At 55.7% G+C, this 23,438-nt stretch carries 24 protein-coding genes; 10 read left to right on the top strand and 14 right to left on the bottom strand.

Annotated elements, in window-relative coordinates; genetic code table 11:
- Positions 1-12: 12 nt before the first annotated feature.
- The 4 genes from L383_RS05145 (at position 13) to L383_RS05160 (ending at position 4,272) form a co-directional block, all read left to right on the top strand.
- Positions 13-1,389 (top strand): glycoside hydrolase family 1 protein, encoded by a 1,377-nt coding sequence (locus tag L383_RS05145; RefSeq protein WP_023331698.1) that lies wholly within the window; start codon positions 13-15, stop codon positions 1,387-1,389.
- Positions 1,390-1,394: 5 nt separating this feature from the next.
- Complete coding sequence (locus L383_RS05150; RefSeq protein WP_029741865.1) at positions 1,395-1,697, top strand: PTS lactose/cellobiose transporter subunit IIA; 303 nt, start codon at positions 1,395-1,397, stop codon at positions 1,695-1,697.
- A gap of 136 nt (positions 1,698-1,833) precedes the next feature.
- Positions 1,834-3,213 (top strand): carbohydrate porin, encoded by a 1,380-nt coding sequence (locus L383_RS05155; protein WP_014881942.1) that lies wholly within the window; start codon positions 1,834-1,836, stop codon positions 3,211-3,213.
- Between the two features lie 153 nt (positions 3,214-3,366).
- Positions 3,367-4,272 carry an EamA family transporter gene (locus tag L383_RS05160; RefSeq protein ID WP_014881941.1) on the top strand — a complete coding sequence of 302 codons (906 nt, stop codon included), beginning with the start codon at positions 3,367-3,369 and terminating at the stop codon, positions 4,270-4,272.
- Positions 4,273-4,314: 42 nt separating this feature from the next.
- On the opposite strand, the gene nepI is transcribed toward L383_RS05160, so the two are convergent.
- The gene (gene nepI, locus L383_RS05165; RefSeq protein ID WP_023331697.1) at positions 4,315-5,505 is read right to left on the bottom strand and encodes a purine ribonucleoside efflux pump NepI; all 1,191 of its coding nucleotides are present in this window, start codon (positions 5,503-5,505) and stop codon (positions 4,315-4,317) included.
- A 207-nt stretch (positions 5,506-5,712) separates the two neighbouring features.
- On the opposite strand from nepI, the gene L383_RS05170 reads away from it, so the two are divergent.
- Positions 5,713-6,711, top strand: a complete 999-nt coding sequence (locus L383_RS05170; protein ID WP_023331696.1) for an aldo/keto reductase — start codon at positions 5,713-5,715, stop codon at positions 6,709-6,711.
- A 99-nt stretch (positions 6,712-6,810) separates the two neighbouring features.
- Here the strand turns inward: L383_RS05170 and L383_RS05175 are convergent, their stop codons facing one another.
- Positions 6,811-8,031 carry an MFS transporter gene (locus tag L383_RS05175; protein WP_023331695.1) on the bottom strand — a complete coding sequence of 407 codons (1,221 nt, stop codon included), beginning with the start codon at positions 8,029-8,031 and terminating at the stop codon, positions 6,811-6,813.
- Between the two features lie 343 nt (positions 8,032-8,374).
- On the opposite strand from L383_RS05175, the gene L383_RS05180 reads away from it, so the two are divergent.
- Positions 8,375-9,295, top strand: coding sequence for a LysR family transcriptional regulator (locus L383_RS05180; protein ID WP_023331694.1), 921 nt, complete (start codon positions 8,375-8,377; stop codon positions 9,293-9,295).
- On the opposite strand, the gene L383_RS05185 is transcribed toward L383_RS05180, so the two are convergent.
- From L383_RS05185 to L383_RS05230, 11 genes are all read right to left on the bottom strand, one after another.
- On the bottom strand, positions 9,292-9,744 hold the full coding sequence (locus tag L383_RS05185) for a DUF1198 domain-containing protein (RefSeq protein WP_014881939.1): 453 nt from the start codon (positions 9,742-9,744) through the stop codon (positions 9,292-9,294). The genes L383_RS05180 and L383_RS05185 overlap by 4 nt on opposite strands.
- Before the next feature lie 94 nt (positions 9,745-9,838).
- Positions 9,839-10,858, bottom strand: coding sequence for an alpha/beta fold hydrolase (locus L383_RS05190; RefSeq protein ID WP_023331693.1), 1,020 nt, complete (start codon positions 10,856-10,858; stop codon positions 9,839-9,841).
- Between the two features lie 151 nt (positions 10,859-11,009).
- A complete protein-coding gene (gene uhpT, locus L383_RS05195; RefSeq protein WP_023331692.1) occupies positions 11,010-12,401 on the bottom strand; it encodes a hexose-6-phosphate:phosphate antiporter in 1,392 nt (463 codons plus the stop codon).
- A gap of 140 nt (positions 12,402-12,541) precedes the next feature.
- The gene (locus L383_RS05200; protein WP_023331691.1) at positions 12,542-13,852 is read right to left on the bottom strand and encodes an MFS transporter; all 1,311 of its coding nucleotides are present in this window, start codon (positions 13,850-13,852) and stop codon (positions 12,542-12,544) included.
- Positions 13,845-15,350, bottom strand: a complete 1,506-nt coding sequence (gene uhpB / locus L383_RS05205; protein WP_023331690.1) for a signal transduction histidine-protein kinase/phosphatase UhpB — start codon at positions 15,348-15,350, stop codon at positions 13,845-13,847. The genes L383_RS05200 and uhpB overlap by 8 nt, the downstream gene beginning before the upstream one ends.
- A complete protein-coding gene (uhpA, locus tag L383_RS05210) occupies positions 15,347-15,940 on the bottom strand; it encodes a transcriptional regulator UhpA (RefSeq protein WP_014881931.1) in 594 nt (197 codons plus the stop codon). The genes uhpB and uhpA overlap by 4 nt, the downstream gene beginning before the upstream one ends.
- Positions 15,941-16,022: 82 nt before the next feature.
- Positions 16,023-16,310: an acetolactate synthase small subunit gene (gene ilvN / locus L383_RS05215; protein WP_010426528.1), complete on the bottom strand. Its 288-nt coding sequence runs from the start codon at positions 16,308-16,310 to the stop codon at positions 16,023-16,025.
- Positions 16,311-16,313: 3 nt separating this feature from the next.
- Positions 16,314-18,002 (bottom strand): acetolactate synthase large subunit, encoded by a 1,689-nt coding sequence (gene ilvB / locus L383_RS05220; RefSeq protein ID WP_023331689.1) that lies wholly within the window; start codon positions 18,000-18,002, stop codon positions 16,314-16,316.
- Positions 18,003-18,108: 106 nt separating this feature from the next.
- A complete protein-coding gene (gene ivbL, locus L383_RS25985) occupies positions 18,109-18,207 on the bottom strand; it encodes an ilvB operon leader peptide IvbL (RefSeq protein ID WP_023331688.1) in 99 nt (32 codons plus the stop codon).
- A 149-nt stretch (positions 18,208-18,356) separates the two neighbouring features.
- Complete coding sequence (locus tag L383_RS05225; protein WP_023331687.1) at positions 18,357-18,776, bottom strand: helix-turn-helix domain-containing protein; 420 nt, start codon at positions 18,774-18,776, stop codon at positions 18,357-18,359.
- Complete coding sequence (locus L383_RS05230; RefSeq protein WP_023331686.1) at positions 18,773-19,087, bottom strand: type II toxin-antitoxin system HigB family toxin; 315 nt, start codon at positions 19,085-19,087, stop codon at positions 18,773-18,775. The genes L383_RS05225 and L383_RS05230 overlap by 4 nt, the downstream gene beginning before the upstream one ends.
- A gap of 487 nt (positions 19,088-19,574) precedes the next feature.
- On the opposite strand from L383_RS05230, the gene tisB reads away from it, so the two are divergent.
- The 4 genes from tisB (at position 19,575) to emrD (ending at position 22,431) form a co-directional block, all read left to right on the top strand.
- The gene (tisB, locus tag L383_RS26585) at positions 19,575-19,664 is read left to right on the top strand and encodes a type I toxin-antitoxin system toxin TisB (protein WP_023331685.1); all 90 of its coding nucleotides are present in this window, start codon (positions 19,575-19,577) and stop codon (positions 19,662-19,664) included.
- A 64-nt stretch (positions 19,665-19,728) separates the two neighbouring features.
- On the top strand, positions 19,729-20,175 hold the full coding sequence (locus tag L383_RS05235; protein WP_023331684.1) for a GNAT family N-acetyltransferase: 447 nt from the start codon (positions 19,729-19,731) through the stop codon (positions 20,173-20,175).
- Between the two features lie 62 nt (positions 20,176-20,237).
- Positions 20,238-21,071, top strand: coding sequence for an EamA family transporter (locus L383_RS05240; RefSeq protein WP_023331683.1), 834 nt, complete (start codon positions 20,238-20,240; stop codon positions 21,069-21,071).
- 175 nt (positions 21,072-21,246) lie between these two features.
- Positions 21,247-22,431, top strand: a complete 1,185-nt coding sequence (emrD, locus tag L383_RS05245; RefSeq protein WP_032629627.1) for a multidrug efflux MFS transporter EmrD — start codon at positions 21,247-21,249, stop codon at positions 22,429-22,431.
- Here the strand turns inward: emrD and L383_RS05250 are convergent.
- On the bottom strand, positions 22,334-23,422 hold the full coding sequence (locus L383_RS05250; RefSeq protein ID WP_023331681.1) for a cellulase family glycosylhydrolase: 1,089 nt from the start codon (positions 23,420-23,422) through the stop codon (positions 22,334-22,336). The two genes, emrD and L383_RS05250, sit on opposite strands and share 98 nt — an antisense overlap.
- Between the last annotated feature and the right edge of the window lie 16 nt (positions 23,423-23,438).

Genomic DNA, 23,438 nt, shown 5'->3' with positions numbered 1-23,438 from the left:
AGAGGAAAGGTCATGAAATACACATTTCCCGATAACTTCTGGTGGGGCAGCGCAAGCTCCGCTCTCCAGACGGAAGGGGCAAGAGAGGGCGAAACCACGTGGGATTACTGGTTTGCCCGCGAGCCAAACCGTTTTCACAACGGCGTGGGGCCGCAGCAGACCTCCACGTTTTATCAGCACTGGAAAACGGACATTCAGCTGTTAAAGCAGCTGAACCACAACAGCTTTCGTACCTCGATTAGCTGGGCGCGCCTGATCCCTGACGGTATCGGAGAAGTGAACCCGGAAGCGGTCGATTTTTATCATCAGGTCATTGATGAGCTGAATGAACAGGGCATCACGCCGTTTATTACCCTGTTCCATTTCGACATGCCGATGGCGATGCAGGCGATCGGTGGCTGGGAAAACCGAGAAGTCGTGGACGCATACGCCCGCTATGCGCAGATTTGCTTCGAGCTGTTTGGCGATCGCGTGCTGCACTGGTTTACCTTCAACGAGCCGATTGTGCCGGTGGAAGGCGGCTATCTGTACGACTTCCACTACCCGAACGTGGTGGATTTTCGTCGGGCAGCCACCGTGGCGTATCACACCGTGCTGGCCCACGCAAAGGCGGTTCAGTCCTACCGCGCCGGTCACTACGCGGGGGAAATCGGCATCGTATTAAACCTGACGCCGTCCTATCCGCGCTCGCAAAACCCGGCGGACGTGAAGGCGGCACACATTGCGGATCTGATGTTTAACCGCAGCTTCCTCGACCCGGTCCTGCGCGGCGAATACCCGGCGGACCTGGTTGCGCTGCTGAAGGCATACGATCAGCTGCCTGCCTGTAAGCCGGAAGATAGCGCCCTGATCGCGGAAGGGAAAATCGACCTGCTCGGCGTGAACTACTATCAGCCGCGCCGCGTTAAGTGTCGTGACAGCGCGGTGAACCCGCAGGCGCCGTTTATGCCGGAGTGGTTCTTTGATAACTACGAAATGCCGGGCCGCAAGATGAACCCGTACCGCGGCTGGGAAATCTACGCGCCGGGTATTTACGATATTCTGGTTAACCTGCGTGATAATTACGGCAACCCGCGCTGCTTTATTTCGGAAAACGGCATGGGTGTCAAAAATGAACAGCGCTTTATTGAAAATGGCCAGATTAACGATAAATACCGTATCGAGTTTATTTCTGAGCATTTAACGTGGCTGCATAAAGGGATTAGCGAGGGCTGCAATTGTCTTGGCTACCATATGTGGACGTTTATTGATAACTGGTCATGGTGTAATGCGTATAAAAATCGCTACGGGTTTATTCAGCTCGATGTAGAGACGCAGCAGCGCACCATTAAGAAAAGCGGAGAGTGGTTTGCCGCCACCGCCTTAAATAATAGTTTTGAACAAGAGTAATGATGATGATCGCACTAGAAGAAGCCGTAATGGAAATTATCGTCAATGCCGGACAGTCCCGCAGCCTGTGCTTTGAAGCCCTGCACGCGGCGCGTCAGGGCAACATTGACGAGGCCAAAAGTCTGCTGCGCGAAGCCGATGGCTACGCGCGCCAGGCGCACAAGATGCAAACCAAACTGATTGAGCAGGATGCTGGCGAAGGCCGCCAGCCGATGACCTTAATTATGGTTCATGCCCAGGATCATTTAATGAACTCCTTATTAGCGCGTGAATTATCCGAAGAAATTATTCATTTATATCAGAGATAGTCTATGGCGAAATAATTAATGTAATACCTCTGTACCCTAAATAGAGATCCACTTGTTCTGATGATAGCGACATACTCTGTCAGATCGGAGCGGGATGGTTATTGTCTGAATAAAATTAAACTATATTGAGATAACCATGAATACGATTAAAAAACTTCCATTAACCATGGCGGTTATCGCCGCGCTTTGCCCAATTTCTGTACTCGCACAAGAATTTACGCAGGAGCAAATCGACGCCATTGTGGCTAAAGCGGTGGACAAAGCGCTGGCCGAGCGGCAGGCCAAAATGGATGCGGCGGTCGCGAAAAAGGCAGACGTGGTGACCGAGCCGCAAAGCGCGGCGCAATCCCCGGATATGGCGATCCCGTTCGGGGTGAAATTTACCGGTTACGCCCGCTACGGCGCGCACTTCCAGGCCGCCGATCAGAAATACGTAGCGGTGGACGGTTCCTACAACGGCGCCTCCGCGATTGGTCGTCTGGGTAACGAGGGCAACGGTGGGGAATTCCAGCTCTCTAAAGCCTTCAAGGGTGATAACGGCGCCATTTGGGACATCAACGTGATGATCGACCACTGGGGCGACGAAGTTAACCTTAAAAAAGCCTACGCGGGCGTGACCAACATTATGGCCTCCAACCCGAACGCCTATTTCTGGGCGGGCCGTGACTTCCATCAGCGTCCACAGCAGGGCATTAACGATTACTTCTGGATGAACCACGACGGCCAGGGTGCCGGGGTGAAGAACTTCGACATCGGCGGCGTGCAGTTTGACGTCGCTGCCGTGGCGGCGGTGGAATCCTGTAGCCCGGAAGTGATGGAGGATGAAGCCAACCCGTCGCGCATCACCTGTACCGGCGGTTCCGGCACGGGCGACAAAGGCAACTACGCCGCGACGTCAAAAATTCACGGCATGAAGCTCGGCCCGATCGACATGGAGCTGTACGCTAACTACGGCTTTGACTCCAAAGCGGTTGAAAGCGACGAACGCCTGAACGCCTGGCAGGGCGGCGTGGTGCTGAGCCACACCAACGACAGCGGCGTGAACAAGGTGATCGCGCGTTACTCCGATAATGCGGACAACAGCGTGTTCAACAAAACCGAGGATCTGACCACGGTTTACGCCAGCTTCGAAGGGTTATACAAATTCACCCAGGCCACGCAGGTAGAGTACATCCTCGCCTTCCACGACTACGACAACAGTCGTGATAAGACCGACAACCGTAAGAACTACAACGCCATCGTGCGCCCAATGCACTGGTGGAACGACGTTCACTCCACCTGGCTCGAAGCGGGCTGGCAGCACGTTGATTATGACAACGGCGGCGATAACAAGGGCTGGAAGCTGACCCTGTCGCAGAACATGTCTATCGCCATGGGTCCGGAGTTCCGTCCAATGCTGCGCTTCTACGTGACCGGCGGCAAAGTGGATAACGAACGCACCGCCCGCGTGAATAATACCAAAGACGAAACGCTGGACGACTTCAACGTCGGCGCGATGTGGGAGGCGTGGTTCTAGCAAGGTAAACGCAAAACGGCAACGCAACGTTGCCGTTTTTAGTGTTTTCTCCCTCTCCCCGTGGGAGAGGGCTGGGGTGAGGGCATCAGGCCGCACACAACCCGGCAAGATCCCATGTTATGCTACAAAAAAATCAACATAGCAGGGGAGAACATGGGTTCCACACGCAAAGGGATGTTAAACGTCCTGATCGCCGCCGTTTTATGGGGAAGTTCAGGGGTTTGCGCGCAGTACATCATGGAGAAAAGCCACATTTCTTCGCCTTACCTGACCATGGTTCGCCTGCTGTTTACCGGCGTGATCCTGCTGACGCTTTCTTTCGTTCACGGCGACAAGATTTTCTCGGTCATCAAGCATCGCAAAGATGCCCTCAGCCTGCTGTTCTTCTCTCTGGTTGGCGCGCTCACCGTGCAGCTCACCTTCCTGCTGACGATTGAAAAATCCAACGCGGCTACCGCCACCGTGCTGCAGTTTCTGTCACCGACCATTATCGTGGCCTGGTTTGCGCTGGCGCGGAAAAAGCGTCCCGGCGTGTTTGTCCTGTCAGCGATTTTTACGTCGTTGATCGGTACTTTCCTGCTGGTGACTCACGGCGACCCGACCTCGCTCTCCATCTCCCCTGCCGCGCTGTTCTTCGGTATCGCCTCGGCCTTTGCTGCCGCGTTTTACACCACGTATCCCTCAACGCTGATCGCCCGCTACGGCACGCTGCCGATTGTCGGCTGGAGTATGTTGATTGCCGGGCTCATGCTGACGCCGTTCTACGCCGGACGCGGGACCACCTTTGTGATTGACGGCGGCCTGCTGCTGGCCTTCTTCTACCTGGTGGTAATCGGTACGGCGCTAACATTTAGCCTGTATCTGAAAGGCGCACAGATGATTGGCGGGCCGAAGGCAAGCATTCTGAGCTGCGCCGAGCCGCTGAGCAGCGCATTACTGTCGGTGGTTTTGCTGGGTGTGGCGTTCACCCTGCCGGACTGGCTGGGGACGCTGTTGATTGTGTCGTCAGTAGTGTTGATTTCGATGGATTCGCGTAGAAGGGTTAAGGCATCGGCGTAGCCTGATGTCCCCTCTCCCCATAGGGGAGAGGGGACATTTGGTTTACTTCGCCTTAACCTTCCCGGCCACCAGCAGCGCTGTCAGCAACATCAGCGTACCGGAAATCACCAGCGGTGACGTCAGTCCCAGATGGTCGAGCGCAATGCCGCCCACCGCCGCGCCGCAGGTGTTTGCCAGTTGGATCACGGCCACCTGAATCGACCCGGCTTTCTCCGCCTGATCGGCCAACGAGCGAGTGATCCACGTCGACCAGCCCACCGGCACCAGCGCAAAGGCAAATCCCCAGACAACCGCAATGGCTGACGCAACCCACTTATCGCTACCCCACAGCACCAGCACCGTGGCACTCACTGCCAGAACCAGCGGCGCGCCAGCCAGCGCCACTTTCAGGGAACGTTTCAGGAACTGTGACGACAGCGACGTACCGACAAAGCTGGCGATACCAAAGCTCAGCAACACCAGCGTCAGACCATCCACGTCAAAGCCCGCCATGGTCATATACACCGGACGGATGTAGGTGAAGAAGGCAAACTGCCCGGCAAAGGCCATAAAGATGGCGGTCATCCCCGCCAGCACACCCGGACGCTTGAGGAGGCTGAACATATTCTGTTTGTGATGCGCCGCTTCGCCCGGCAGGGACGGCAGTGCCTTCCATACCCAGATAATACAGAGCACGCCCATCACCGCCGCCGCGTTGAAGACGTTACGCCAGCCGATGATCCCGCCGAGGAAGCTGCCCAGCGGCGCGGCAATCACCAGCGCGATGGAGACCGCACCGAAGATGACGGACAGCGCTTTCGGCACCGTACGCGCGGGTACCAGGCGCATGGTGAGCGAGGCGGACATCGCCCAGAAACCGCCAAGACCCAGTCCTAAACAGGCGCGCCCCAGTAGCAACAGGGTGAAGTTTTCCGCGAAGGAGACCAGCAGGCAGGAGAGCGTCAACAGGACGCTGAAAAGAATAACCACTTTGCGGCGGTCAATGGCGCCAATCACCTGCGTAATAAACAGGCTGGCGAACATCGCCACAAAGGCGGTCACGGTAACAGACTGCCCCGCCACGCCTTCGGAAATGCCGAGATCCTGCGCCATCGGCGTCAGCAGGCTGACCGGCAGAAACTCGACGGTGATCAGGCAGGCAACACAGAACGCCACGGAGAAAACCGCCGACCAGTTGGGGCGAGAAACCTCTTTGGTCTGCGGTCTGGTCGAGGGCTGAATATGTTCTGTCATGGCGTCACCTGAAGATAAAAACGTGCGGAAAAGTCGCGCAGTTTATCATCAAAAGTGTGACGTATTTAACGTTTAGACAACTTTTGTGGTTTTTAATGATTCGGAAGGCAGATCGGCGGTGACTGATACCTTTTCAGCATAACGAAAATGAAAATTCAGTAACCACAATTGAGGTGAAACAATCATAGCGTCTGAAAAGGAGAAACTATGAAAACACGTACTTTATCTCAAAATCTTACCGTCAGTGCCGTCGGCTACGGTGCCATGGGTCTGAGTGAATTTTATGGCCAGACTGATGACAAAGGCTCACTGCAGGTATTGCATAACCTCATCGATCTGAACGTGACGTTTATTGATACCGCAAATTTATATGGCCGTGGCCATAATGAAAGGCTAATCGGTCACTTTCTTGCCGGGCTGGATAAAAACACTCGCGACCAGTTCAAAATCGCCACGAAGTGCGGCATCGATCGCTCTCCTGACGAGTCCTATGCCCGCACTATCAATAACACACCCGACTATATTATCCGCTGCTGTAACGAATCCCTTAAGCGGCTTGGCGTTGAACGGATTGATCTCTTTTATCTTCACAGGGTCAGCAACGAAACGCCGGTCGAAGAAAGCATGGAGTGCCTGAGCACACTCGTTAAGGAAGGTAAAATTAATCACATTGGTCTTTGTGAAGTGTCGGCTTCAACGTTACAGCGAGCCCATACGGTACATCCGGTCACCGCGCTGCAAACCGAATATTCGCTGTGGACGCGTGATATTGAGGATACCGTTCTACCGGTTGTGAAAGCGTTGGGTATCGGCCTGGTCCCTTACTCTCCTCTTGGCAGAGGCTTCCTGACAGGCAAATACCTCAGCAACGACGATTTTGCAGACGGTGATTTCCGCAAGAATAATGCGCGTTTTATTCAGTCCAGTCTGGATCATAATCGCCAGTTGCTCGATGCAATTACCCCGCTTGCACAGAAATACGATTGCACTACAGGGCAAATTGCTCTGGCCTGGCTGCTAGCACAATACGATAAGCTGGTTCCAATTCCTGGCACTAAGCATACCCGTTATCTGGCTGAAAACGCTCATGCGGCGGAAGTTATTCTGGAAAAAAGCGATGTTGAATCGCTGAACAACATTCATCGGAAGATAGAAATTAAAGGGGAACGATATTCGGAAGAAGGCATGAAAGGTGTGAACGCCTGATATATTCCGCTCAACAACGTAAAAAAACCGGGGAGACCCGGTTTTTTATGGCTAACAAAGTCACGTTTTTTTATTTCTCAGCAGTGCCTTGCACAGTCGTTAATTTGACTCGTACGATTTCTCCACGCGAGAATGTTTTGTCGTAAGGCTCGCAGGAATAACCGCGACAAGCAGGATGGAAAGGCCAATGGCTGTGCCCGCTACGATATAAAGGAGGGGGACCGGGAACGATGACACCATCCAGGCCCCCACTGAAGCACCGATACCGATGGCGATATTGAAAAACGAAACATAGAGTGCTGAGGCTGGAAACGTTTTATCTTCCGCCATACGTAACACCCATGTCTGAAATCCGACAAATACTCCTGATACCGCAACGCCCCAGATAACCATGGCAGTGAAAATGAGCGCGACAGAGAGTGAGGAACCTGACCGTCCGAGGAAGATCAGCACCGCACAGATAAGCAGCACGGATAAAGCTACCGTCATCTTTAGATATTTATCAATCAACACGCCGGTCAGGAAATTACCGGCCAGACCCGCGATGCCGTAAACTAAAAGCACAGCCGGAACAAAAGCAGCGGAGAGTAAACTCTGCATGTGTAACCAAGGCTCAATGTAGGTAAATGCGGCAAAGTGGGCGGTAACGGCAAGCAGCGTGGCAAAGTAAATTTTCCACAGCGTGGACGATTTCAGCACTCTTTTGAGAGCATCAATACCCATCGCGCTTTTATTGTTTATTTGCGGGACAAGAACAGTAATGCCCACAAAGGCCACGACGCTGAGTGCTGCCATCAGCCAGAATGCCTGCCTCCAGCCCAAATGAATGCCAATATAATTTGAAACCGGTACACCAAACACGCTTGCCGCAGAAACACCGCCAAATACGATTGATGTTGCCGTACCGATATAACGGGCAGGAACAATGGCTACTGCAGTCGCTCCAATCATTGCCCAGAATGCACCATGCGCAAGTGCACCCAATACGCGCGCACTCAGTAGAGCACCGTAAGTGCTTACCGTGGCGGCCAAAATATTGGATATCATAAGAACGACGGTGAGTACCAACAAAAGACGCTTTTTCGCCACATTTCCCAGGAACACGGAGGCAAACAATGCGCTTAATGCCCCTACCCACGCATAAAGAGACACGGTCATGCCAACCGCGGATTCCGAAGAATGGAGCCCCTCTGCAATAGGAGTTAATAACCCTACAGGCGCAAGTTCAGTGGTAACGATGGTGAATGTTGAAATTGCCAGAATAACTAAAGCGAGCCATGACTTTAGCGTCATATTTTGCGGTAATTTCTCTGAAATCATATTACTTACCTCAATAATCGTTTATATAATTAGCCATTTTTTCTGCTGTGCATCTCGTAAGCAAGATATAATCATCTACACAGAACCCTCTTGCCAAACACGCTAGTTCTGATAATTACGTGGACGACCTTTAACAGAATTTAAATGCCATATTTCGCGTTAGAGAAAATGAGTCAAAATTGCATGAGAAATTTATCAATCCAGTACTCAAATGGAATTATTAAATTTGTAATATAGTTTTTGTATTACTATTTTTTTAGGTTTTTATTTTAAACGTTCCCGTGTAAGATCTGAGAAGATAAAATAAAACGAAAATACCTTTTCGCTTTTCAGGATCATCGTTATGGCTACAGCAGAACATTTAATCAGCAATAACCTTCCCAGTATCAAACAATTGCAATGCTTTCTCGCTGTCGCGCATGAGTTGAACTTCCGCAAGGCAGCTGAACGTCTGAGGATGACGCAGCCCCCTCTGACCCGGCAGATTAAATGTCTTGAGGCCGTTTTGAAGCGTCAGCTCTTCAGTCGAAATACGCACGACGTAAGCCTCACTGAATCAGGGCGCGCACTGGTGGTAAAAGCTGAGAAAATTCTTCGCGAAATCAGTGAACTGAAAACGGATTCCCTCTCCTCTGAAACCACCTTACGGATCGGACTCACCCGGACGCTTAATTTTGAATATATTGAACCGGTGAATAGGCAGCTTCAAAAACTGAACGCCGGGGATGATGTTGAAACACCGGACCTGACATCAGCGCAGCTGCTGCAAAGCTTGTCCAAAAATATGCTGGATCTGGTGCTAACAGGGGAAAAAGGGACAGGTCATGAAGATATTGTCCAGTACCGTTGGGTTTGCCAGGAGCCGCTCCTTATCGCAATGCCTTCTTTACACCCTGCAAGCCTGAAAGAAAAAGTCGCTCTCGACGATATCAGTGATTTACCGATTTTCTGGTTTTCCAGAAGTGCTAATCCGTCGTTTTACGACAAATGTGAAAGCTACTTTGACACGCTGAAAACGCCGCTGAAGCGCATAAAAGAACCAGACGATTCACTGGTGATGCTGAGTCGTATCGCAAGAGGGAAAGGGTTTGCGCTGCTACCTCAGTCAAAATGCACCTTCAATCAGGAAGGGCTATGCTATCGCGAGCTAACGGATGATGAGGCAAAGCGACTCAATATTGATATCTATGCCGCAACTCGCCTCAATGAAAACAGAGAGGAGATCCTGAACGCTCAGAATATCTTGTGCGGCAAAAAGGCTTAATGCAGATAAAACACACCCTCTTCCGGCAGAAATAGCTGGTTATAGCGCAGCTGGAAGGCGTTCAGCTCCTGCGGGTCGGGCTCCATCTCGCGCATAAAGCCGAGCGCCAGACGAATTTGCGCATCGGTGATCGGCGCACCCAGGCGGGCTTTACGCAGCAGACGGTGCCACGTATGCAGGTTCTCTTCACTGCCGTCGACAATGCAGACCTGCCAGATCAGCAATACCTGCGCCGCGTTTTGCAGATGCGCCTCGTCCGGGCGTTCAAGATAACGGATAAACTCATTCCCGGCTGTTTTACCGAACTGATCGATCATCGACTCAACCGGCATTGGGGTGATTCCCAGCCGTTCGCTTAAACGTTTGATGGCGCGGCGGGAATCTGAGGTCAGGACACGAAACCCAACCACAAACACCACGGCAAGCGTTGCCAGCATTATCCAGACCATGCATTCTCCTCAGACTAGCCGCTTATCATAGCGGGAAACGCAAGGCCTCGACAGCGGGCAAAATGCTATTAGTGTAGTGAAAAGAGGTGGAAAATCATTCTAAAAGCGGATCGCCGCGCTGAAGCCCCTTTTGCAGTGCCTCGTGGAAGCGCGCAGGATCCTGCATCTGCGGCGCATGACCCATATCGTTAAATTCCACCAGCGTCGCGTGCGGAATGCGTTTTGCCGTCTCTTTGCCCAGCACCGCATAGTTGCCGAGCGTCTTGCGGATCTCCGGCGGGGCGAGATCTTTCCCGATGGCGGTGTTGTCCTTCGTGCCGATCATCAATAATACCGGCATCTTCAGCTCACTAAATTCGTAGATCACCGGCTGGGTGTAGATCATGTCGTAGAGCAGCGCCGAGTTCCAGGCCACGCGCGCTTTGCCAGGTCCGTTGTTCAGCCCGGCGAGCATGGTCACCCAACGCTCGTATTCCGGCTTCCACTCCCCGGCGTAGTAGGTGTTTTTCTCGTACTGACGAATACCGTCGGCACTGACTTTCAGTTCGCGCTGGTACCACTGGTCGACGGTAATATGCGGAACACCGCGCGCTTTCCAGTCTTCCAGCCCAATCGGATTGACCATCACCAACTGTTCCACCTGCTGCGGCCACATTAGCGCGTAGCGCGTCGCCAGCATGCCGCCGGTCGAATGCCCGATAACCGTCACGCGATCGACACCCAGGGATGCGAGCAGCGCATGGGTATTGTCCGCCAGCTGCTGGAAGGTGTACTGATACCGCTCCGGCTTGGTGGATTTACAGAAACCGATCTGGTCGGGTGCCACCACGCGATAACCCCTGGCCGAGAGCGCGCGGATCGTGCCGTCCCAGGTTCCAGCGCAGAAGTTTTTGCCGTGCATCAATACCACGGTGCGACCGTTGGGTTTTTCCGGCTTAACGTCCAGATAAGCCATATCCAGAGACTGGTTTTGCGAGGTAAAGGTAAAGTGTTTTACCGGCCAGCCGTAATCGAAACCTTCCAGCTTTTCGCCGTAGGAAGGGGTATCCGCGGCCATTGCGGGTGACGCCAGCGCCATCAGCAGCGCAAGGCAGGATAATCGTCGGGTTAACATGCAGGCTCTCCGTTCTAAGGCTGCACAAAAGGCGGCAGCAAAAATACTGTAGAGCATACAGGGGAGGGAGAGTGTAAAGCGGGGTAAAGGCAGGACGTACAAAACAAAAAAGCCCGGCAAAACGCACCGGGCAAAGAAGTCACCTGCACACTCAGGCTGTTTTCAATTTCTGCACTCGCCTTTCGCGACGAATTTTACGTTCTTCCAGCACCGCAACCATCGCCATCAGGACGATACAGCCAATGGCTGCCGCATCCAGCGCCGCAAAGGTGCCTGCCCAGCCGGTGAGGCCGAAAATTGGCGTACCGTCGGCAATCATCCCCAGCCCCAGCTTGGCGAAGCTGTCGCCGATCAGGTAAGCGAAGGTGCCTTTAATCCCATCGGCTGCGCCGATCGCTTTTTTCGGTACAAACCCGACCGCCGCCACGCCAATCAGCAGCTGTGGACCAAATACCAGGAAGCCGAGCGCAAACAGGGACGCCAGGTAAACGTACTGGTTGCTGGCATGCTGATAGACGCCGAGCGTGGCGATAATCAGCGCCAGCGCGACGCAGGCCACCAGCGCGCGGCGGCCATTGGCGAGATCCGAGAGCCAGCCCCACAGCAGCGTACCGACCAGCGCGCCCACTTCAAACAGGGTGAAGCCCTGAATCGCGACTTCTTTAGAAAGCTTCAGCTCCTGGAAGGCATACACCGTCGACCACTGGTCGATGCCGATACGCACCACGTACAGGAAGATGTTTGAGAAGCACAGCAGCCAGATCACTTTGTTTTTCAGCACGTACTCAACAAAGATCTGCCATTTGGTCATCTCGTTTTCTTCGGTCTCTTTGTCCTCTTCGCTGATCTCCTCGCCGAACAACTCTTCGGCTTTGCCGAGGCCGTAAGATTCCGGGGAATCGCTGCCGAAGCGCAGGCCGATAAAGCCGACAATCAAGGCGATAATCGACGGGAAGATAAACATGCCGATCACGTGGCCGTCGAACAGATAGTTCGCGCCGAACAGCGCCACGCCTGCCGCGCCCGCACCGCCGAGGTTATGCGAGATGTTCCACATGCCGAGGTACGAACCACGCTTGCGGCGCGGGGTCCATTTGGTGATGGTGGAGTAGCTGCACGATCCGCCGGTACTCTGGAAGAAACCACTCAGGGCATAGAAAGCGATCATCAGGAACAGGCTCACGGAGCCTGCGCCCATGCTGGCGCTGAAGCCGAGCATACACATGGCGGAGAGAATCAGCATAAACGGCAGGAACTGCTTGGTATTTTTACCGTCCGCATAGTAGGAAACCACCGTTTTCCCCACCCCGTAGGTGATGGAGAATCCCAGGCCAATCATCCCCAGCTGCGTCATGCTCAGCCCGTAGGTCGAGATCATGTCGTTCTGCGCGATGTTAAAGTTTTTGCGGATCAGGTACATGGTCAGGTAGCCGATGAAGACCACCAGATACGACTGCATGAACGGTTTGAACCACATTTTGCGCCGCACGTCGAGCGGCAGATCCAGGGTCGGCTTGCGCACCTGATTGAGGAAGGCCAGCATGGTTTGCTCCTGAGCTGATTTTTACCTGCGAATGGCAGGCATTGTAAAAATCAGCCGGGAGAGATGCCTGAGACAGCGTCCAGGTAAAACCGGGAAAATTTCTTAGTTTTGTGCCACTCGGCAGTAAAAGGTGAAGTGTGTCACGCTTCGCGCGGGGCCTGCGCGTGCAGGAAGGGCAGCAGCAGCAGGGCAGAGATCCCCGCCGCGATGGCGATGACCGCGAAGAAACCGCTCCAGTGCCAGGTGTCGATCACCCGCGCCAGGGGCCAGCCGGAGAGCGATGCGCCAAGATAGGCAAACAGCCCGACAAACCCCGTCGCCGCACCCGCCGCCTCTTTGTGCGAGCACTCCGCCGCGGCCATGCCGATCAGCATCTGCGGGCCAAACACGAAGAAGCCGATGGTGAAGAAGCATGCCGCCTGCATCACGTAGCTGGCGAACGGCATCAGCCACAGCGAGCCGACGGAGAGCAATATCCCGGCGGCGAAGATCAGGTTCATCGGGCCTCGGTTGCCGTTAAACAGCTTGTCCGAGCCCCAGCCTGCCACCAGCGCGCCGATAAATCCGCCCAGCTCGAACATCGTGACCGCCGAGTTGGCGGTGACCAGATCCACCCCGAGCGTCTCCGACATGTACAGATTGCCCCAGTCGTTGATCGCCGCACGTACCACGTAAACCAGCACGTAACAGAGCGAGAGTAGCCAGATGTAGGGATTTTTCAGCACGTATTTGGTCAGGATCTCTTTGCGGGTCAGCCCCGCCCCTTCCTGCTGTTGGGCAATCTCCATCTCGTCGTGCCGCCAGTCGCCCACCGCAGGCAGTCCAACGGTTTGCGGCCTGTCGCGCAGGCGCCAGCAGAGGAACAGCCCGGCAACAATCGCCAGGCCCCCGGCAATCATCATCCCTGCGCGCCAGCCGTAGTGCAGCGCCGCCGCACCGACCACCATCGGGATCAGCGCCCCGCCGACGTTATGCGCGGTGTTCCAGATTGCCCACCAGCCGCCGCGCTCGTTGCGCGAGTACCAGGCGGTGAGCAGGCGGGCACAAACCGGCGCTCCCCAGCCCTGGAAAAAAGCGTTCAGTGCCCACAGCAGGGCAAAGGCCCACAGCGAGGTGGAGAAGCCGAACAGGATATTTACCACGCCGGTGGCAATCAGCCCGACGCCCATAAAGTAGCGCGCGTTGGAGCGGTCGCTGACGATGCCGGAGAAGAACTTCGACAGGCCGTAGGTGATGTAAAACAGCGTCGCCAGCAGGCCGATATCGGTACGCGTCATCACGCCGCTGGCGAGGATTTCCGGCGCGGCGGCGTTAAAGCTTTTGCGGGTAAAGTAAAACAGCGCATAGCCAAGCCAGATGGTCATCAGGATATGGCGACGCCAGTAGCGGTAGCGCGCGTCAATTTCCACTTTGTCGCCTAGCGGTGAGGCGTTGGCAGGCATTTTAAACATGGTGGTTCCTTAGCGGCAGGCTGACGCTAACGCGCGTCCCGTGGGTACAGGAGATAGCCAGCGTGCCACCCAGCGCCTTCACGCGCTCGCGCATGCCCGCCAGGCCAAAACCCTGCTGGCCGGATCCCGGCGGCAGGCCGCAGCCGTCGTCTTCAATCACCAGCGTCAGGCGATCGTTCTGCTGGCCGCCCTGAATGGTGACCGCGCTGGCATTGGCGTGTTTGACGATATTATTCAACCCTTCCTGACAGACGCGGAACAGCGTCACGCGCTGGCCTTCACTCAGCGCAGATTCATTAATTCGCCAGTCGAGATGGCTGACAATGCCGCGGCTTTCCAGCTCCATCTCGCGCATCAGGGAGCGTATCGCCTGCTCAAGTGACAGGTCGTCAAGCTGGCGCGGACGCAGCCGTCCCAGCAAGCGGCGAACGGCGTCATAAACCCCCAGCGAAAGCTGTTCGATATGCGCTCCGCCCTGCTTCACACCGGCATTTTCCGCCGCCAGACGCTGGACAATGCCCGCCTGGGTGCGGATGGCGGTGATGGTCTGGCCGATGTCATCATGCAGCTCACGGGCGACCTCCTGCCGCACGCTCTCTTCCGTCTCCAGCAGACGCTCCGCCAGACGGCGATTACGCGCCAGCTCGTTTTGCAGAGACTGGTTCAGCTCGCGCAGACGCTGGATCCCCGCCCCCAGCAGCAGCCCGGTCAGGCTTTGAGCCAGCAGGGAAAGCAGCAGGTCCACCGGATGGTCGTGCCAGGTCTGGCTGGCAATGAGCGCGATGGCGTTCATCAGCGTGGCAATTAAGGCGCCCTGCCAGCCGTAGTGCCAGGCGAGGGCGATGATCGGCAGCGCCAGACAAAACGGTGTGAAGCGTGAAAGCTCTGCGGGCAGGCCGAGCTGTAGCCACAGGCTCACCACAAACAGCAGCAGATACCAGATGAGATGCCGGGCGCGCCAGTTGACGGGCTGGGAGACCAGCGCAGGCCCCAGCGGCTGCCAGACGGTGCTGGTGAGGTAGTGCCAGAAAACCAGACAGGTCGGCGCAAGGGTCAGCCCGCCGGTGAGGGTCAGCAGCAGGGCGTTGAGCATCTCCTTGTCGCCAGCCCACGGCAGCGTTTGCAGCAGCGCGGCGGCAATCAGCGCCGCCCCCTGACGCAGCAGCGTGCGCCAGTCACGCTGGTGACGATAACGGGAAATGAGCGCAACCGGGATAAGCGTGAGCAGGCTTCCGGTCATCAATAATGGCAGCTGCGTGAGCGCAACTTCCTGCGCCAGCCAGACCAGCATCAGCCACTCTGCGCCCAGCAAAACGGGCCAGTAGCCGCGGGGACATTGCAGCATCAACCCCAGACGCAGGCCGAAGGGGAACAGCAATACCGCCAGCTCGGGCCGCTCCACCAGATGCAGGCTGATGCTCCACAGGCAGAACCATGCGGCAGAAAAGATAAAAAAGCTGGCGACGACGGCGATCAGCCGCGAAAACAGCGGGTTCATTGCCAGCTATCAAACATGCGGCGCGCCAGCTCGACATCGTTGCTGACGTTGAGTTTTTCCATCAGATTGGCGCGGTGAACGTGGACGGTTTTTGGCGACAGGTCCAGCTCGGCCGCAATCTCTTTCACCGACATTCCCTGTGCGAGTTTCTCTGCAACCTGACGTTCGCGTTTAGTGAGCGGATCCTGACGTCCGGCCGCCAGCTTGATGGCGATATCCGGTGTTAAATAGCAGCCGCCGGTGGAGACGGTACGCACGGCGGCGATCAGCTCGTCCGGGCTACAGCGTTTTGAGAGGAACCCGCGTGCGCCCGCGTTGAGCGCCTGCTCGACCAGCGCCGGGCTGTCGTGGACCGAGAGCATGATCGTCGCCATCCCTTTCGGCAGCTGGCTTAACAGCTCCAGACCGGAGAGATCCGGCATTGAGATATCGCAGATACAGACCTGCACTCCGCGCCCCGGCAGGCCCGCCAGCGCCTCACGACCCGAGCCAAACTCGGCCACGACCTGAAAATCGGGTTCGAGGTTGAGAAGCTGGGCAAAGCCGGAGCGGACGATAAGGTGGTCGTCGATAAGCGCGATGGTGGTCATGTTTGATCCTGCGGTCTGAAAACGCCGGATGGCGCTGCGCTTATCCGGCCTACAAGAGCGAAAGACGCTTACCTTAAGCGATCTACTCGAAAAACACCGCAATTTTGTTAAACATGGTGGGATCGGACTGGTTGCGCGCCACTTTGGTGACATCTTCCAGCTTGTCGATCTGCGCCATCATCTGCTCCAGACGCTGGTCATCGTTGACCAGTAGCCAGATGCGGCTGTGCTCGCTGCCCTGAATCGGCAGACAGAGAATGCCTTCCACGTTAAACGCCCGGCGGGCAAACAGCCCGCAGACGTGGGTCATGACGCCAGGATGGTTGCGGACGGTGAGTTCCAGAATGACGTTATCATGTTGTTTCTGCATGGCTTATTCTCCCACCATCTCAGTATTTGCCGCACCCGGCGGCACCATCGGATACACTTTTTGTTCAGGGTCGATACGCACGTGGATCAGCGCCGGGCCGGGACGCGAAATCGCCGCCTGCAGCGCCGCGTGGGCATCCTCTTCGGCGTTCAGATCGCAGGTGTGAAGGCCAAAACCGGCAGCAATCTGCATAAAGTTAATCATTCCCGGATAGGTCGCGGCAAATACGCCCTGCTTGTAGAACAGGCTCTGCTGCTGGTGTACCAGCCCCAGCGCCTCGTTGTTCATCAGAATGATTTTGACGTCTAACTGGTTTTCGGCCGCGGTCGCCATTTCCTGAATGTTCATCATCAGGCTGCCGTCACCGGAGAAGCAGATGACTTTGCGGTCCGGATTCGCCAGCGCCGCGCCCACGGCAGCAGGCAGGCCAAAGCCCATGGTGCCGAGGCCACCGGAGGTCAGCCACTGGCGCGGACGGTTCAGCGGGTAGGCCTGGGCGGTCCACATCTGATGCTGGCCCACGTCGGTGGTAATAATCGCGCTGTCGTCCACGCAGGCGGCCACAGCGTTGATAAGACCATAGTGGCTCAGCGGATCGCCCTCGGTCGGGATGGCGCCCGGGAACTCTTTTTGCAAATCGGCGACCAGCTGACGCCAGTCGGCACGGTCGGCTGCGTCCGTCTGCGGGATCAGCTGCGCCAGCACTTCAGCCACGTCGCCCTGAATGGCCACGTGCGGCTGCTTAATTTTACCCAGCTCGGCGCGGTCGATGTCCACATGGATGATTTTGGCGTTCGGGCAGAACTGCTCGGTTTTGCCAATCGCCCGGTCATCAAAACGCGCGCCCATTACAATCAGCAAATCCGCTTCTTGCAGGATGTAGTTGGTGCTGCGCGCGCCGTGCATGCCCAGCATGCCAAGAGAGAGCGGGTGCGCTTTAGGCAGCATGCCGAGCGCCATCAGGGTCATGGTGGTGGGCAGGCTGGCTTTTTCAGCGAACTGGCGGATTTCATTCGCGGCGTTAACCGCCCCACCGCCCAGATAGAGCACCGGGCGTTTGGCGGCATTAATCATCGCCGCGGCGTCACGCACGCTCTCAGCACTGAATTCCGGCGCGGGGGCACGGTCGCCCGGCTCTGGCAGCACGTCAATCTCGATCTCTGCGGTCTGGACATCCTTAGGAATGTCTATCCACACCGGGCCCGGGCGGCCAGACTGCGCAATGCGAAACGCATCGCTGATAACCTGAGGAAGCTCGCTGATATCGCGAACTAAATAGTTATGTTTGGTGATGGGGATAGAGATGCCGTAGGTATCCACTTCCTGGAACGCATCGGTACCAATCATCGAAGACGGCACCTGGCCGGTAATGCAGATCAGCGGAATGGAGTCGAGGCGCGCGTCGGCGATGGCCGTTACCAGGTTGGTTGCCCCCGGCCCGCTACACGCCATACAAACCGCCGGTTTCCCCTGGGTACGCGCCATGCCCTGCGCGATAAAGCCCGCGCCCTGCTCGTGGCGAGCCAGCACGTGGCGGATTTTTGTGCTTTGGCTTAACGCATCGTACAGCGGCAGCACCGTGCCGCCCGGGATGCCCGCAACCGTGGTGATGCCCTGTCGTTCCAGCAAATGAACGATCAGCTGCGCGCCCGTAAAACGCGTCTTAGTAGATGTTGTGCCCGAACTTGCCATGCTCCAGTCCTTTTCTTCTGAGCCAGCCTTCCGGGGAGGGTCCTAAACGAAAAACCCCGCCCGGTTTGCGCCGGCGGGGTTTTGGATTCGTGTGTTGATCCAGTCCCTACGGCGCATTGCCGACGACCACCACCACACGCACGACGACCACTGCGGCTGGTTGCGCAGTTTTTAGTAGGGTCGAGGTGAACAGAGATGGAGTCATTAGGAACCTGTGTTTGGAATCATTGATTGAATTTATACAAACACAGGTTTTCTGGCGTGACAATGGAAATATTTTCATCTGCGCAAAAATGCGTCAGGGATCACGTTTCGTTTGTTGGGTGATGAAAACAGTAGTCGGACGTGAGTATTTCATTCAATGAACAGCGCAGGCGATACCCCAAAGCGAGCAGCCAGTTTTTTTATATGGTTCAACGTCAGCTGACGTTGACCGTTCAACACCCTTGAAACCATTGATTTACTGCCAATTTCATCCTGAAAATCCGAAATAGTCAGTTTGTATTGATCCATAAGGGTTCTTAAAACGGCAATGCCCACTGGGACAGATTCCATCTCCTGGCGTAAGGCGACAATTTCGGGTCGATTGGCTTCGTAACGACGAATTCTTGCACATACGATATCCAGCAAAGGGCTGCCAGGTTCGTTCATCAGTAAATACTCAACCAGCTCAAGTGCGTCCTGGTAATCTTTCTCGTTTGGATGTTCACCCAATAAAGGAACCGCCGCGACAAGGGCATGCGTTGCTTTCATTGCATCAGCTACGATCATCATTTCTTCCCCTTAGTGCGATGTTTCTCCGTAAAACGGTCATATTCCTTATGAGTAAAAACATGGCGCACATAAAACTTTTGGCTTTCAAAGAATATGAGAGCCACTACTCTGAGGTTGTTGTTAGCAATATCAATAACATAATGCTTATCGAGATACTTCAAATTATCTAGCGTTGGAAAGATTTTTCTTAGCGCAACAGGCGTCGTGCAATGGCTCTTTTCGATGGTTCGCCCCAGAAAAAGAAGCTCCTCTCTGTGTTGCGGAAACTGGATCACCGCATCCAAAATTGCCTTCATTGAGATTAAATGCATACTGCATACCTGCCGCGTCCGTTGCCATTATGGCAACAATATCACGGATTGCCAATTAGTCAACGGAAGGCCTGCTTAGGACGGACCCAGAAAACAAAAAACCCCGCCGGAGCGAGGTTTTTATCAGGGTTTTGCGGTTGGTCGCCGCAGAACACACTGTGTTACGTCAACGCAAAAAGTATACGCGATCGAGGACGAACGCGCAATTCCGGCACGGATTTTGACGTTTTTGAGTATGGATCGCCTTTCGATTTTTGTCCAAAAAATACTGTTCATACATACAGTATTTATCTATACTGAGGGTGTTCGCAGTGAGCGAGGGGGCCGCAGTTCTACCGGCGCAATGAAGTCCTGGCTGAAACGGGTGGTGCCGTCAGTGCCTTAACCCCTGAAGTGAGCACACTGTGTTACGTCAATCCAGGTGCTGGCAACAGGCGGCGGAAAGGTACGCCAGCATCGTGCTCCTTTTTACCAAAAGGAGACGCGTATGGGCATCGTGGATATGGTGATACTTATCCTCAAACTCATTGTTGCAGTATTGCAACTGCTTGATGCTGTCCTGAAATACGTTCGGTAAGTCAGGTTCAAGTCGCACCTGAGAGGGGCGGGCAACCGCCCCTCTTTAATAACGAGGGAATGCTATGTCGCGTCTGTTAATTGAGCCTGTTACGCCTGATGAACCGGGCTATATCGCCCTGAAGGCGGAAAGTATCGCATTGAATTTCAACATGCTGCGCAGGCTGGAAGAAAACTGGCTGCGGGGTGAAAACCGCTTTAACGCGCCGGGCGAAAAGCTGCTGGGGGCGTTTCTTAACGGCAAGCTGGTAGGCGTATGCGGTCTCAACCGCGATCCCTTCAGCCAGCAACCGCGCGCCGGGCGCATTCGCCATCTCTATGTTAGCGAGAAGTGTCGCGGGTTGGGCATCGGCAAACAGCTTTTAACCGTGGTGATGGCCGATGCCAGCATCTGGTTTGATTTCCTGAATACCCACGCGCCGGATACCGCGTATGGGTTCTACCGCCGGGCGGGTTTCACGCTGGTCTCGGATGAGCCGCGGGTGACGCACCGCCTGTTTTGTGCGGTGTAACCGGCTGGCAGCATCAGGACGTGAATGTTACAGTTGAGTGACAATTCACCACCCGATACGCCATGACCATCACCGTATTCTGCATTTTGCTGTTTGCCGCGCTGCTGCATGCCAGCTGGAACGCTATCGTTAAGGCCGGAACGGACAAGCTCTATTCTGCGATAAGCGTCAGCGGCTCCGCTACGCTTATTGCGCTGGTGTTGCTCCCCTTCTCTCCACAGCCTTCTGCTGCAAGCTGGCCGTTTTTAATCGTCTCCTGCGCCTTACAGGTGGTGTACACCGTGCTGGTGGCGAAGACCTATCAGGTCTCGGATATGAGCCAGACCTACCCGCTGATGCGCGGCACCGCCCCACTGCTGGTGGCGCTGATCAGCGTCCTGGCACTTGGCGATCGTCTCTCCTGGCTAGCCTGGTCCGGCATCGGAGTGATCTGCCTGTCGATTCTGGCGATGGCGATGAACGGGCGCATGCAGTCCCGAAAAGGGATCTGGCTGGCGCTACTGAACGCCTGTTTTATCGCCGGATATACGCTGGTGGACGGCACCGGGGTGCGGCTCTCGGACACTGCGCTGGGCTACACGCTGTGGACCTTCTTTATGAACGGTTTTTGCCTGCTGAGCTGGGCGATGGTGGTGCGTCGGCATGAAGCCTTTGGCTACCTGCGTCTGCACTGGAAAAAGGGGCTGCTCGGCGGCGTCGGTACCATGGGCTCGTATGGCCTGGCACTGTGGGCGATGACGCAGGCACCGCTGGCCGTAGTCGCGGCGCTGCGTGAAACCTCGATTCTTTTCGGGGCGCTGATTGCCTTTGTGCTTTTAAAAGAGAAGGTTGCGGGCCTGCGCATCGCTGCGGCGCTGGGTATTGCTGGCGGCGCTATTCTCCTGCGCCTCGCATAAATCACTGGCAACATTAGTTGCCGTTTTTGTTTACAAATCCTGCCTTTTTACGTTCTTCCATTCACCATCACAATGATTAAATTGTCATCTCACTGTGGTAGATTCCTCGCGCATTTGTGGGAATGCGCAGTCACTTATTCTTAATTTTTCTCTTTTGGCAAAAGTATTCAGCGACATGAAAAAACAAAGGAACGTTAACTTATTGTTGATGCTGGTGTTACTGGTGGCCGTCGGTCAGATGGCGCAAACCATCTACATTCCGGCGATCGCCGACATGGCAAAGGAATTAAACGTCCGCGAGGGCGCGGTACAAAGCGTAATGGCCGCCTACCTGCTAACCTACGGCGTTTCACAACTCTTCTATGGCCCGCTGTCCGACCGCGTCGGGCGTCGCCCGGTGATCCTGGTCGGCATGAGCATATTCATGGTGGCGACGGTGATTGCCATCAGCACCCATAGCCTGACCGTATTGATTGCCGCCAGCGCCCTGCAAGGCGTCGGAACCGGCGTCGGCGGGGTGATGGCGCGAACCTTACCGCGCGATATGTACCAGGGCACCCAGCTCCGCCATGCCAACAGCCTGTTGAATATGGGGATTCTGGTCAGCCCGCTGCTGGCACCGCTGATTGGCGGCCTGCTGGACACAATGTGGTCCTGGCGCGCCTGTTACGCCTTCCTGCTGGCGCTCTGCGTGATAGTGACCTTCAGCATGGCACGGTGGATGCCGGAAACGCGCCCGCAGGACGCGCCGCGCACGAAGCTTATCGCCAGCTACAAAACGCTGTTCGGCAACGGTGCGTTTACCTGTTACCTGCTGATGCTGATCGGCGGCCTGGCAGGCATAGCGGTGTTCGAAGCCTGCTCCGGCGTGCTGCTGGGCGCTGGGCTTGGCCTGAGCAGCATGGTGGTGAGTATTCTGTTTATTCTGCCTATCCCGGCGGCGTTCTTCGGCGCCTGGTTTGCCGGACGTCAGAACAAGCGTTTCTCCACCCTGATGTGGCAGGCAGTGATTAGCTGTCTGCTGGCGGGACTGATGATGTGGATCCCGGGGCTGTTTGGCGTGATGACCGTCTGGACGCTGCTGATCCCGGCGGCGCTGTTCTTCTTCGGCGCGGGGATGCTGTTCCCTCTCGCCACCAGCGGCGCGATGGAGCCGTTCCCGTTCCTCGCGGGCACGGCGGGCGCGCTGGTGGGCGGTTTGCAAAACATCGGCTCCGGCGCGCTGGCCTGGCTCTCGGCCATGATGCCGCAGACCGGGCAGGCTAGTTTGGGTTTGCTGATGACGCTGATGGGGCTGCTGATTTTACTGTGCTGGCTGCCGCTGGCGTCGCGTGTCCCGCATCACGAGCAGCCGGTTTAACCGCATGATGGCCCGGCTTTTCGCCGGGCTTTTCACAGACGGGAGCAATCATCGCCTGTAATAACGGCTCTGGCGCAGGTCGCCAGGCGCCCTCTTCCCCGTCGTAAAACTGGAAATCCGCGTTAAGCGCATACGGAATTTTCGCCTTTTGCAGCTCGCAGGCCATAAAGGTGGCGAAGGCCATTTGCGAAGCGGTTGGCGTGAGGTGGTTTGACTCCCCCACGCCCCAGCCTCCGACCCAGCTGACGTGCCCGGTTTTTTGCTGCCAGCGCAGCGCGGTATTGATGCGATTATGGATAGCCGCTTTCTCTGCCGCCGTGCCGGACGTCCACGGGTATTTACCGTTATTTTTCAGCGGCCCCCACGGGAAAATATGCCACTCCGCCAGCAGGAAGTTCTGGCTGTGCGCAGGCAGCTTCAGGCTGGTTAAATCCTCCGGCGCGGCGCGCAGGCGCGGTGCGATGAAAATCATGCGCTGCGGGTCAATGTCATGGATCGCTTTTATGGTTTTTTCATACACGCGATTTAACGACGCGAGGTTGTGGTTGAGCTTGTCGGCGGGCTCGTAAATCAGGTCAAAACCCAACTGCGGGTAGCTCTGGCCGAAATAGTGGGCGACGGCAATCCACCAGTTGATTGTCTCTTTCTCATTATCGGCTTTCGGGTCGTTTTTATATTCATCTGCCTGATAAGCAATAATCGGGATGACACCATACTGCTCGCAGGCTTCCACCAGCTTGCGCAGATGGATGAGCCGCGCTTCCGTCGGCTCATCGGCGACGCGGATGCGCACATGGCTAATGCCTTTTGCACGAAAATCGCGTACCACCAGCGGGTCAAATTCACGTATACCGCGCTCGGTACGCGCCCAGTCTACATCCATCCCCACACCCAGCTGCTGAGCATAGCGGGCAGCCGTCATCGCCGGCTCAGCGGCAATCGCCCAGCCGGAAGAGATCAGTAACGCAGAGGCAATAAAAGGCTTTAACACGGTTTACCCTGGATAA

Source organism: Enterobacter sp. MGH 37, assembly GCF_000534515.1.
Classification (GTDB): domain Bacteria; phylum Pseudomonadota; class Gammaproteobacteria; order Enterobacterales; family Enterobacteriaceae; genus Enterobacter; species Enterobacter kobei.
Note: the sequence above shows the minus strand (reverse complement) of the source record. Positions and strands in the feature narration are given on the sequence as shown.

Coding starts and splice junctions, on each gene's coding strand:
- emrD (WP_032629627.1), top strand. CDS start 21,247: ATGAAAAAACAAAGGAACGTTAACTTATTGTTGATGCTGGTGTTACTG.
- L383_RS05170 (WP_023331696.1), top strand. CDS start 5,713: ATGAAAACACGTACTTTATCTCAAAATCTTACCGTCAGTGCCGTCGGC.
- L383_RS05230 (WP_023331686.1), bottom strand. CDS start 19,087: ATGCATTTAATCTCAATGAAGGCAATTTTGGATGCGGTGATCCAGTTT.
- L383_RS05200 (WP_023331691.1), bottom strand. CDS start 13,852: ATGTTTAAAATGCCTGCCAACGCCTCACCGCTAGGCGACAAAGTGGAA.
- nepI (WP_023331697.1), bottom strand. CDS start 5,505: ATGACAGAACATATTCAGCCCTCGACCAGACCGCAGACCAAAGAGGTT.
- L383_RS05190 (WP_023331693.1), bottom strand. CDS start 10,858: ATGTTAACCCGACGATTATCCTGCCTTGCGCTGCTGATGGCGCTGGCG.
- L383_RS05150 (WP_029741865.1), top strand. CDS start 1,395: ATGATCGCACTAGAAGAAGCCGTAATGGAAATTATCGTCAATGCCGGA.
- ilvN (WP_010426528.1), bottom strand. CDS start 16,310: ATGCAGAAACAACATGATAACGTCATTCTGGAACTCACCGTCCGCAAC.
- uhpB (WP_023331690.1), bottom strand. CDS start 15,350: ATGAACCCGCTGTTTTCGCGGCTGATCGCCGTCGTCGCCAGCTTTTTT.
- L383_RS05155 (WP_014881942.1), top strand. CDS start 1,834: ATGAATACGATTAAAAAACTTCCATTAACCATGGCGGTTATCGCCGCG.
- tisB (WP_023331685.1), top strand. CDS start 19,575: ATGGGCATCGTGGATATGGTGATACTTATCCTCAAACTCATTGTTGCA.
- L383_RS05160 (WP_014881941.1), top strand. CDS start 3,367: ATGGGTTCCACACGCAAAGGGATGTTAAACGTCCTGATCGCCGCCGTT.
- uhpA (WP_014881931.1), bottom strand. CDS start 15,940: ATGACCACCATCGCGCTTATCGACGACCACCTTATCGTCCGCTCCGGC.
- ilvB (WP_023331689.1), bottom strand. CDS start 18,002: ATGGCAAGTTCGGGCACAACATCTACTAAGACGCGTTTTACGGGCGCG.
- ivbL (WP_023331688.1), bottom strand. CDS start 18,207: ATGACTCCATCTCTGTTCACCTCGACCCTACTAAAAACTGCGCAACCA.
- L383_RS05225 (WP_023331687.1), bottom strand. CDS start 18,776: ATGATGATCGTAGCTGATGCAATGAAAGCAACGCATGCCCTTGTCGCG.
- L383_RS05235 (WP_023331684.1), top strand. CDS start 19,729: ATGTCGCGTCTGTTAATTGAGCCTGTTACGCCTGATGAACCGGGCTAT.
- L383_RS05180 (WP_023331694.1), top strand. CDS start 8,375: ATGGCTACAGCAGAACATTTAATCAGCAATAACCTTCCCAGTATCAAA.
- uhpT (WP_023331692.1), bottom strand. CDS start 12,401: ATGCTGGCCTTCCTCAATCAGGTGCGCAAGCCGACCCTGGATCTGCCG.
- L383_RS05175 (WP_023331695.1), bottom strand. CDS start 8,031: ATGATTTCAGAGAAATTACCGCAAAATATGACGCTAAAGTCATGGCTC.
- L383_RS05240 (WP_023331683.1), top strand. CDS start 20,238: ATGACCATCACCGTATTCTGCATTTTGCTGTTTGCCGCGCTGCTGCAT.
- L383_RS05145 (WP_023331698.1), top strand. CDS start 13: ATGAAATACACATTTCCCGATAACTTCTGGTGGGGCAGCGCAAGCTCC.
- L383_RS05185 (WP_014881939.1), bottom strand. CDS start 9,744: ATGGTCTGGATAATGCTGGCAACGCTTGCCGTGGTGTTTGTGGTTGGG.